At 70.4% G+C, this 9,580-nt stretch carries 7 protein-coding genes; 6 read left to right on the top strand and 1 reads right to left on the bottom strand.

All coding sequences use genetic code 11. The annotated features are described in order from the left end of the window. The first annotated feature begins 126 nt into the window (after nucleotides 1-126). The 6 genes from QK444_RS25420 (at nucleotide 127) to glmM (ending at nucleotide 8,001) form a co-directional block, all read left to right on the top strand. A complete protein-coding gene (locus QK444_RS25420) occupies nucleotides 127-2,427 on the top strand; it encodes an ATP-binding cassette domain-containing protein (RefSeq protein WP_282784397.1) in 2,301 nt (766 codons plus the stop codon). Nucleotides 2,428-2,473: 46 nt separating this feature from the next. After that, complete coding sequence (locus QK444_RS25415) at nucleotides 2,474-4,636, top strand: hypothetical protein (protein WP_282784395.1); 2,163 nt, start codon at nucleotides 2,474-2,476, stop codon at nucleotides 4,634-4,636. After that, entirely contained in the window at nucleotides 4,636-5,151 is a 516-nt protein-coding gene (locus QK444_RS25410; protein WP_282784393.1) for a hypothetical protein, read from the top strand. The genes QK444_RS25415 and QK444_RS25410 overlap by 1 nt, the downstream gene beginning before the upstream one ends. Before the next feature lie 311 nt (nucleotides 5,152-5,462). Then, on the top strand, nucleotides 5,463-5,906 hold the full coding sequence (gene rplM, locus QK444_RS25405) for a 50S ribosomal protein L13 (RefSeq protein WP_029923748.1): 444 nt from the start codon (nucleotides 5,463-5,465) through the stop codon (nucleotides 5,904-5,906). Further along, nucleotides 5,903-6,412 (top strand): 30S ribosomal protein S9, encoded by a 510-nt coding sequence (gene rpsI / locus QK444_RS25400; RefSeq protein ID WP_282784391.1) that lies wholly within the window; start codon nucleotides 5,903-5,905, stop codon nucleotides 6,410-6,412. Before rplM ends, rpsI begins: the two co-directional genes overlap by 4 nt. A 212-nt stretch (nucleotides 6,413-6,624) precedes the next feature. Further along, entirely contained in the window at nucleotides 6,625-8,001 is a 1,377-nt protein-coding gene (glmM, locus tag QK444_RS25395; RefSeq protein WP_195145154.1) for a phosphoglucosamine mutase, read from the top strand. A gap of 14 nt (nucleotides 8,002-8,015) precedes the next feature. Here glmM and QK444_RS25390 read toward each other — a convergent pair. Beyond that, on the bottom strand, nucleotides 8,016-9,580 hold a 1,565-nt coding region (locus QK444_RS25390), incomplete at its 5' end, for an ABC-F family ATP-binding cassette domain-containing protein (protein WP_282784389.1).

The raw sequence follows: 9,580 nt of genomic DNA, 5'->3' as shown, positions 1-9,580 counted from the left end.
CCGCCGCAGCAGTGGCCGCCGCAGCAGCGCCCGCCGGAACCGCGCCGCACCCCGCCGCCACCGCAGCAGCGGCCGCAGCCCTACGCGCAGCCGCACGCCTTCCGGCAGCCGACGAATCAGCCGCCGCTGCATCGGCCGCCGTCACAACCGCAGCATCAGCCGCCCGCGCATCAGCAGCCGCCCGCGCATCAGCAGCCACCCGCGCAGCACCAGCCACCCGCGCATCAGCAGCCGTCCCATCAGCAGCCGCAGCACCGGCTGCCGTCGCAGCCGCAGCAGATGCACCGCCCGCCCTCCACCCCGCAGCCGGAGGTGCGTCCGCCGTCGATGCCGCAGCCGGAGGTACGACCCCCGTCGGCGTCGCAGCCGGAAGTGCCGCTGCACGCGGGCGCTCCGGATGTCATGAATATGACGGCCAAGGCCGATGTCTCGGCCCTGCCGCCGGTGCGCGCCCGGGCCGCCGAAGGTCCCGTGGCGCGGGCGGATCGGCTGCCCGCGGGCGGGCTCACCATCGGTCGTACGCCGGACAATCAGATCGTCGTCAACGATCCGCTGGCCTCCCGCAAGCACGCCCGCCTCATCGCGGGCAATCAGGGCGGGCTGACCATCGAGGATCTCGGGTCGGCCAACGGCACCTTCGTCAACGGTCGTCGGCAACAGCAGGCCGAGCTGCGCGAACGCGATATCGTCACCATCGGCAATGTCGACTTCGTCGTCAAGGAGGGCACCCTCGTCCACCGGCAGCGGCCGGTCGCCGAGCAGGGCCTGCACGTACACGGCATCGGGTTCACCGTCGAGGGCAACAAGCAGCTGCTCGTCGATGTGAACATGCAGGCCGGGCGCGGATCGCTGACCGCGCTCATCGGGCCCTCGGGTGCGGGCAAGTCCACGCTGTCCAAACTCGTCGCGGGCGCGACCCAGCCCTCGGCCGGTGTGGTCACCTTCGAAGGTCGCAATCTGCACGCCGAATACGACGCGCTGCGCTCCCGTATCGGCATGGTGCCCCAGGACGATGTGCTGCACCGCCAGCTCACCGTCAAGCAGGCATTGGGCTTCGCCGCCCAGCTGCGCCTGCCCCCGGATACCACCAAGGAAGACCGCAAACGCGTGATCGACGGTGTGCTGGCGGAACTTTCGCTCACCCAGCACGCCGACACCCGCGTCGACCGGCTCTCGGGTGGTCAGCGCAAGCGTGCCTCGGTGGCCATGGAGCTGCTGACCGGTCCCTCGCTGCTGATCCTCGACGAACCCACCTCGGGTCTGGATCCGGCGCTGGACCGTCAGGTCATGACCATGCTGCGGGAGCTCGCCGACGCGGGCCGCACCGTCATCGTGGTCACGCATTCCGTTGCCTGCCTGGACATGTGCGATCAGGTGCTGTTGCTCGCGCCCGGCGGCAAGACCGCGTTCTGCGGGCATCCGGGCGGGGTGCAGGACTTCCTGGGCACCAGCGACTGGGCGGAGATCTTCGCCCGGGTGGCCGCCGATCCCGATCGCGCCTTCGCGAATTACCGGTCGCGCCAAGCCTTCGCACCGCCACCACCGGCGGTGAAACAGCTCGAACCGGTGAAGCCGCCGAAATCCAGTGGTTTCAAACAGTTCTCGACATTGGCGCGCCGACAGGTGCGGTTGATCCTGGCCGACCGCGGCTATCTCATCTTCCTGGCGGTCATGCCGTTCGTGCTCGGCGGGTTGTCGCTGGTGGTGCCGGGCAAGAACGGTTTCCAGAAGGGTGCGCTCACCCAGATGCCGGACGGCTCCTTCATGGTCGTCGGCGGCAGCGAATCCCAGCAGTTGCTGGTGGTGCTGGTACTCGGCGCCTGTTTCATGGGATCCACCCTGACGGTGCGAGATCTGGTGGGGGAGCGCGCGATCTACTTCCGTGAGCGCGCGGTCGGCCTGCGCTCGGGTGCGTACCTCATGTCGAAGGTGGCCATCTTCAGCATTGCCGCGCTGTTGCAGGCGGCGGTCATGCTGGGCATCGTGCTGGCGGTCAAGAAGGCGCCCGGTGCCGGCGCGGTCATCCCCAACGGCAGTATCGAGCTGTATGTCGATATCGCGTTGACCACGGTGACCTGTGTGGTGCTCGGCCTGCTGCTGTCCACGCTGGCTCGCTCCAACGAGCAGGTGATGCCGCTGCTGGTCGTCATCATCATGTGTCAGCTGGTGATGGCGGGCGGCATGATCCAGGTGACCGACCGGGTGGTTCTGGAGCAGGTGTCCTGGCTGTTCCCGGCGCGCTGGGGCTATGCCGCCGGTGCGTCCACGGTGAACATCCGTGAACTGTTCGCCGCCGCGCAGCCCGATGAGCTGTGGCAGCACGAACCACGGATCTGGGCGCTGAACGTGGGCATGCTGGGCGTGCTGGCGCTGGTCTTCGCGCTGCTCACCTGGTCTCGGCTGCGGCTCAAGAAATCGGCCGCGTGACGGGCGCGCCGCGCGTGCCGACGGGTGAACAGGCAGACTGGTGGCTGTGACGGCTCGAGTTGGGGCAGTGCATCTCGGGTGGGATGTGGTGACGGCGGCCGCCGGCGGCGGTGGCACACCGATCCGCCCGGTGCAGGTCGAAGGCACATATACACCGCCCGCGTACCTATTGGCGGATTCATCCGGTCGGCTGCACACCGCCGGGGTGGACCGGCGTCCCGACGTCGGTATCGCCATCTCGGATGTGCGCGACATCATCGGCCACCCGCAGATCGTGGTGGCCGGGGCCACCTGGCCCGCCGAACTGGTGTTCCGGGCGCGGCTGTTCAATCCGCTGGCGGGTATCGGCAAGCATCTGGGCGGGGCGCCCGCGGTGGTGGCGCTGCCGTTCCCGGACGACTGGCCCGACCCCAAGGTCGACGAATACGCGCGCCTGGTGGAACAGCTCGGCGTGATCGTGGAGCCGCTGCCGGAATCGGTGGCGCTGTCGGGATACGTGCGCGCGTTGAACCTGGTGCGCGGCCCCGAACCCGGCCCGGTGGTCGGCGCGACCGGCGTCTACTCCGACGGTCGCGGGTGCCTGGTCGTGGCCGTACACGGTGACGACGAGGAGCCCACCGAATCCATGGGCCTGACCATCCATCCGGAGGCCCTGCACGACGCCCGCGCCGCCGACAATGTGGTGATCGAGGTCATGGCCGCCGCCCGCACCATCGGCGCGGACACCTCCACGGTCCTGCTCACCGGCAATATCGCCTTCAACGACGCCCTGCGCCTGGCCTTCCAGAACCACCTCGGCCACCGCCTCCAGGTCGCCGACCACCCCATGCACGCGCTGGTCCTGGGCGCGACCCACCTGCTGGCCAATGACATCGAGGCCGACGAGTACGCACCGGACCCCCGCCTCACCCAGCCCGCGCCCGGACAGCCCGGATACGCGCAACCGGGTGGCGCTGCGGCAGGAGCTTCCGGGCAGCGGGAGGCGAGCGAATCCGGTTCGGGCGCAATGGCGGTCGGCCAGCAGGCTGTCGCCGCCGCTGATCAACAGGCCGGGGCGGCCGTCGCTGGACAGGTCGCGCGTGGCACGGCGGCGAAGCCCGCGGCCCACGGTGGTGTGGCGGACGGGGCGCAGGTTGCTGGCGGCGGAGGCACGCACTCGGCATCCGGTGCGATCGATCCCGCCGAGGGGCAGACTCGCCGGATGACCCAGGCCGAGGCCGCGCAGCTCGCGGCGCAGGGGCATGCGGCGGCCGCCCAGGGGCCGGGCGGAACGCCCTCGAATCCATCCAGCGGGGAGGTGCCGATCGCGTCGCCGTCGACGCGGGGACTGCCGCCGGGGCTCGCCACCGTGGGCGGTCGGTTCACGCGGCCTCCGGGGACGCCGGCCGACGATCAGACGACCGCCGTGGTCGGGCGGCAGCCCGGTCAGGCAGCGGGGCAGGGGAATTCGCCCACCGGTAGTGGTGGGCAGCCAGGTGGTGCGAGTGGTGCTGCCGGGCAGGGCTATTCGGGACAGCCCCCCGGACAGCAGCAGGTGGGAGCTGGCAATACTCCTGCGGGACAGGACTATTCGGGACAGGACTACTCGGGGCAGGGCCACGCCGGACAGGGGTACGCGGGGCAAGGTGCGGGCCCATACCCGCCGGGCCACACCGCGCCGGGGCAGAGCACCGGCCCGCACGGGCAGACCCCTGCCGCACCCGGATCGGGTGCCGGTCCGTACGGACTGGCGTCCGGCGCGCCGGGGCCGAACGCTCCGTACGGCCAAGGTGCGCCGGGCCAGGGCACCGGCCCGCATGGGCAGGTCGGACCCGGTCAGAGCACGGGAGCGCACGGACAGGCCACGGCGGGCCAGAGCACCGGTCCGCATGGCCAGGTAGCGCCGGGGCAGAGCACGGGACCGCATGGGCAGGTAGCGCCGGGGCAGGGATACGGCTCCGGTGCCGGTGGCGCTTCGGGTGGTTACGGCCAGCCGGGGCAGTACGGGCCCGGTGGCGGGGGATATGGGCCGCACGGACCCGGTGGAACGTCCGCGGGAACCGGGGCGGGTCAGGGCGGAGCGATGTACGGTGGACCGATGCCGTCCAGCGGGCCGCAGCCCCCCTATCCGCTATCGCCGGACCGCGATGCCGACAGTTCGGATCGCGATGCGGCCGAGGGCGATCGCAAGCGCAAGGGCTTGTGGCGAAAGATGAAGGGCAAGCGCTGATGCGAAGGCGCTTCGGAACCCCCGCCATCCTGGGTGCGGCCGCTTTCGCCGCGGTCACCCTGCACTCCGGGCATCCCGCCGACGACGTCGCGGTGACCACGGGGGGGACCGAAACCGTGGGGGACTCCGACGCCGCATCATCCGGGTTCGGCGCCGGCGATGCGCTCTCCGGTGCACATATGCCTCCGGTTGCCGCCGAAACACCCGCCACCACGGTCGACTCGACCGCGGTGGCCAGCGACTTCGACATCCGATCTGTCGAATACGACATCCCCGCGCCCGGCGTCCGGCCCGTGGGTGACTTCGGCTCCTGGCCCGCCGTGGACCGCATCGCCGAACCGGCCGGGGGCTCGTGCGCCGTAACCCCCTTCGCCACCCTCCCGCCTGCCCCCGGCATCGCCGCCATCAACGGTCCCGGGGTGGTCGAGTGCACCCCCAGCGGCATCGACACCCTGCGCTACTCCATCCCCGGCCCCATCCGAGGCGCGGACCCGGGCCCGCCCGTCCAGATCTGACCCGCACTTCGACTCCTGACCTGTTCACTCCGCTCGTGACCGGTTCGCGGTCCGAGCGGGGCCCGTGGCCGGTGCGCTGACCCGCGTGGCCCGTGACCGGGTGCGTTGCCCCACTCGGTCGGTGAGGTCCACTGCCCGCCCGCCGGAGACCGGTTTCTGGTGCCCGGCCCGCCCCTGGTATCGTGGCCCGTTGGCGTGCGGTACCGCCGGGCAACCGGTGTGTCCCACGAGTCCCCGGGTCTCCACCGGCCGCCGGGATCGGCTCGATCGCATGCTTGGCTGGCAACACCGACGACAGACAGGGAAGCACTGTGCCTACGTACAGCCCCAAGGCTGGTGACGTGACCCGCAAGTGGTACGTCATCGACGCCACTGACGTACGGCTCGGCCGCCTTGCCGTGCAGGCAGCGAATCTGCTGCGCGGCAAGAACAAGCCGACCTACGCCCCGAACGTGGATGGTGGCGACTTCGTCATCATCATCAACGCCGACAAGATCTCCATTGCCGGCAACAAGGCCGACCGCACCTTCATCCACACCCACTCGGGCCACCCGGGCGGTCTGAAGACCCGGTCTGTCCGCCAGGTGCTCGAGACCCGCCCCGACCGGCTGGTCGAGCGTGCCATCAAGGGCATGATCCCGAAGAACAAGCTGGGCAACCGCATCGCCGGCAAGCTGAAGGTGTACGCGGGCCCGACCCATCCGCATGCCGCTCAGCAGCCCATTCCGTTCGAGATCAAGCAGGTGGCCCAGTGACCGCTCCTGAGGAATTCAACGACGACTTCGTCGTCGAGGACACCAGCGTCGAGGTCGTCGACGAGGGTGCCGGCTACGACGCCGAGTACACCGCCGAGACCTACGCCCCGGTCGTCATCGACCGCCCGGTGCAGACCGTCGGCCGCCGCAAGGAGGCCGTCGTCCGCGTCCGCCTGGTGCCCGGCTCCGGCAACTTCGTGCTCAACGGCCGCACCATCGAGGACTACTTCCCGAACAAGGTGCACCAGCAGCTGGTGAAGTCCCCGCTGGTCACCGTCGAGCGCACCGAGACCTTCGACGTGCACGCCCGCCTGGTCGGCGGCGGCCCGTCCGGTCAGGCCGGCGCGCTGCGTCTCGCCATCGCTCGTGCGCTGATCGAGGTCACCCCCGAGGATCGTCCGGCCCTCAAGCGTGCCGGCTTCCTGACCCGTGACCCGCGTGCCACCGAGCGCAAGAAGTACGGCCTCAAGAAGGCCCGCAAGGCGCCTCAGTACTCGAAGCGCTGATATCGCGCCGTACGGCTCTACCGTGCCCGGCCCCGCGCAGGGCCGGGCACGGTATTGTCAGATGCGGCGATTCGTACGGGCATGGCGCGGCGAGACCGCGTGCTCCCCGCGGGGCGGGGACGATCCCCGGTACGAGAGCAGGCTTCCGGCAATGGTTTTCGGACCGGCCGGGTGCCTGCTTTTTTGCTATGTCAATCGACCAGGGGTGAGGTATGGGACGTTTGTTCGGCACCGACGGAGTCCGCGGGCTTGCCAACGAGTCACTGAGTCCGGAACTGGCGCTGCGGGTTTCGGCCGCGGCGGCGCAGGTTCTGAGCCGGGGCAAGAAGCGCGCGCTGGCGGTGGTGGGGCGCGATCCCCGGGCCAGTGGCGAGATGCTGGAGGCCGCGGTCACCGCGGGCCTGACGTCGGCCGGAGTGGACGTGCTGTCGGTCGGCGTGCTGCCGACTCCGGCGGTCGCATACCTGACCGGCGTGTACGACGCGTGCCTGGGCGTCATGATCTCGGCATCGCACAATCCCATGCCGGACAACGGAATCAAGATTTTCGCCGCGGGTGGGCACAAGCTCGACGACGCCGTGGAGGACCGCATCGAGGCGCTGGTCGCCGAGGGCTCCTTCGCCCGGCCCACGGGGGCGGCCATCGGACGTGTGCTGGGCCGTCCCGGCCTCGGCGGACAGGTCTTCCACGCCGATGCCGCCTACACCCTGGAGGGCACGCACGAACGCTATGTGGAACACCTCGTGGAGGCCACCGGCCGTGATCTCAGCGGACTGAAGGTCGTGGTGGACTGCGCCAACGGCGCGGCCTCCGAGGTGGGGCCGACCGCGTACCGCGAGGCGGGTGCGACCGTCATCGCCATTCACGCCGACCCGGACGGGTTGAACATCAACGACGACTGCGGTTCGACGCACCTGGAGCAGGTGCGGCGCGCGGTCCTCGAACACGGCGCGGATCTGGGTCTGGCGCACGACGGTGATGCCGACCGCTGCCTGGCCGTGGACGCCACCGGCGCGGTCGTGGACGGCGACGCCATCATGGCGATCCTGGCACTGGCCATGCGCGACAGCGGCCAGTTGGTCGACGACACGCTGGTGGCGACGGTCATGAGCAACCTGGGTCTGCACATCGCCCTGCGTGAGGCCGGAATCACGGTGCTCACCACGGCGGTCGGCGATCGGTACGTCCTGGAAGAGCTGCGGCGCGGCGGCTATTCACTCGGCGGCGAGCAGTCCGGACACGTGGTGTTCCCGCGCTTCGGCACCACCGGCGACGGCATTCTCACCGGCTTGAAGCTCATGGCGCGGATGGCCGAAACCGGCCGCGGCCTGGCGGATCTGGCATCCGTGGTGCGGACGGTCCCGCAGGTGCTGGTGAACGTCCCCGTCAGCGACAAGTCCGCTGTCGCGGCGGCTCCCTCGGTGCTGGAGGCGGTGTCCGAAGCCGAACGTGTGCTCGGCGATTCGGGTCGAGTTCTGCTGCGCCCCAGCGGAACCGAACAGCTGGTCCGCGTCATGGTGGAGGCCACCGATCTGGACCAGGCCCAGCGGCTGGCCGGTGACCTCGCGAAACTGGTAGCGGCGGTGTAGGACTCCGCCGCGCGTCAGCGGTCCTCGGTCAATCGGCCGCGCTCCATGCGCCATCGGCGGGTGGCGCGCACGGTATCGAGCATGCGGCGGTCGTGGGTGACCAGCAGCAGGGTGCCGTCGAAGGATTCGACCGCCTGCTCCAGCTGTTCGATGGCGGGCAGGTCGAGGTGGTTGGTGGGCTCGTCCAGCACGAGAAGGTTGACCCCGCGCGCTTGGAGCAGAGCAAGAGCGGCGCGGGTCCGCTCGCCGGGTGACAGGGTGTCGTTGGGGCGCAGCGCATGTGAGCCGCGCAGACCGAACTTCGCCAGCAGGGTACGGACCTCGGACTCCGGCCAGTCGGGCACCTCGGCGCTGAACGTATCGGCGAGCGTGGCGGTTCCGCGGAACAAGCCGCGGGCCTGATCCACCTCGCCGATGGCGACGCCGGAGCCCAGGGCGGCGGAACCGCTGTCCGGCACGGTCTTTCCGAGCAGCAGCGACAGCAGTGTGGACTTGCCCGAACCGTTGTCGCCGGTGAGCACGATGCGGTCGCCGAAGTCGATGCGCACGGTGACCGGCCCGAGCGTGAAGTCGCCACGCGCCACGGTGGCGCTGGAGAGTGTGGCGACCACCGTGCCGCTGCGCGGTGCGGCCGCGATGGACATGCGCAGCTCCCACTCCTTGCGCGGTTCCTCCACCGCGTCCAGGCGCTCGATGCGCTTGAGTGTTTGCTTGATCTTGGATGCCTGCTTCTCGGTGGACTCCGCGCGCATCTTGCGACCAGCCTTGTCGGAGTCCAGCTTGCGCGGATCCTTGGCCTTGCGGCGGGCGGTGCGCACGCCGTGTTCCATCCAGTTGCGCTGCATGGTGGCGCGGGCCTCGAGTCCGGCCTTGGTGTCGGCGAACTCCTCGTAGGCCTCGCGGGCGTGGCGGCGGGCGATCTCGCGTTCGGTCAGATACGAATCGTAGGAGCCGTCGTAGACGTCCACCCGCTGCTGGGCGAGATCCAGTTCGACGATGCGATTCACGGTGCGCGCCAGGAACTCCCGGTCGTGACTGACGACCATGAGGGGTGCGCGCACACCCGCCACGAACTGCTCCAGGCGTTCCAGGCCGTCCAGATCCAGGTCGTTGGTGGGCTCGTCGAGCAGCAGAATGTCGAAGCGCGACAACAGCACCGAGGCCAATCCGGCGCGGGCCGCCTGGCCGCCGGAGAGCACGGTCATGGGGGTGTCCTGGCCGTGTGGCAGACTGTCGGCGAGGCCGAGTTCGGCGGCTACCTCGGCAGCGCGCTGCTCCAGATCCGCGCCGCCGAGGGCCAGCCAACGCTCCAGGGCGGGGGAATACTCGTCCGCGCCGCCGTCGGCGAGCCGTTCGGCCGCCGCGTCCATGCGCCGCTGTGCGTCCGCGACACCGGTGCGGCGGGCCAGGAAGGCCATGACCGTCTCGCCCGCCAGCCGCTCGGGTTCCTGCGCGAGGTAGCCGACGGTCGCGTCGGGTGGGCTGAGCGCGATGCTGCCGTCCGCCGCCCGACCGGCGGCGAGCATGCGCAGCAGGGTCGATTTACCGGCCCCGTTCACCCCGACCCGGCCGATCACGT

Source organism: Nocardia sp. CC201C, assembly GCF_030010695.1.
Lineage (GTDB): Bacteria > Actinomycetota > Actinomycetes > Mycobacteriales > Mycobacteriaceae > Nocardia > Nocardia otitidiscaviarum.
The sequence above is the reverse complement of the archived record's forward strand: the minus strand, read 5'-3'. Positions and strand labels throughout refer to the sequence as shown.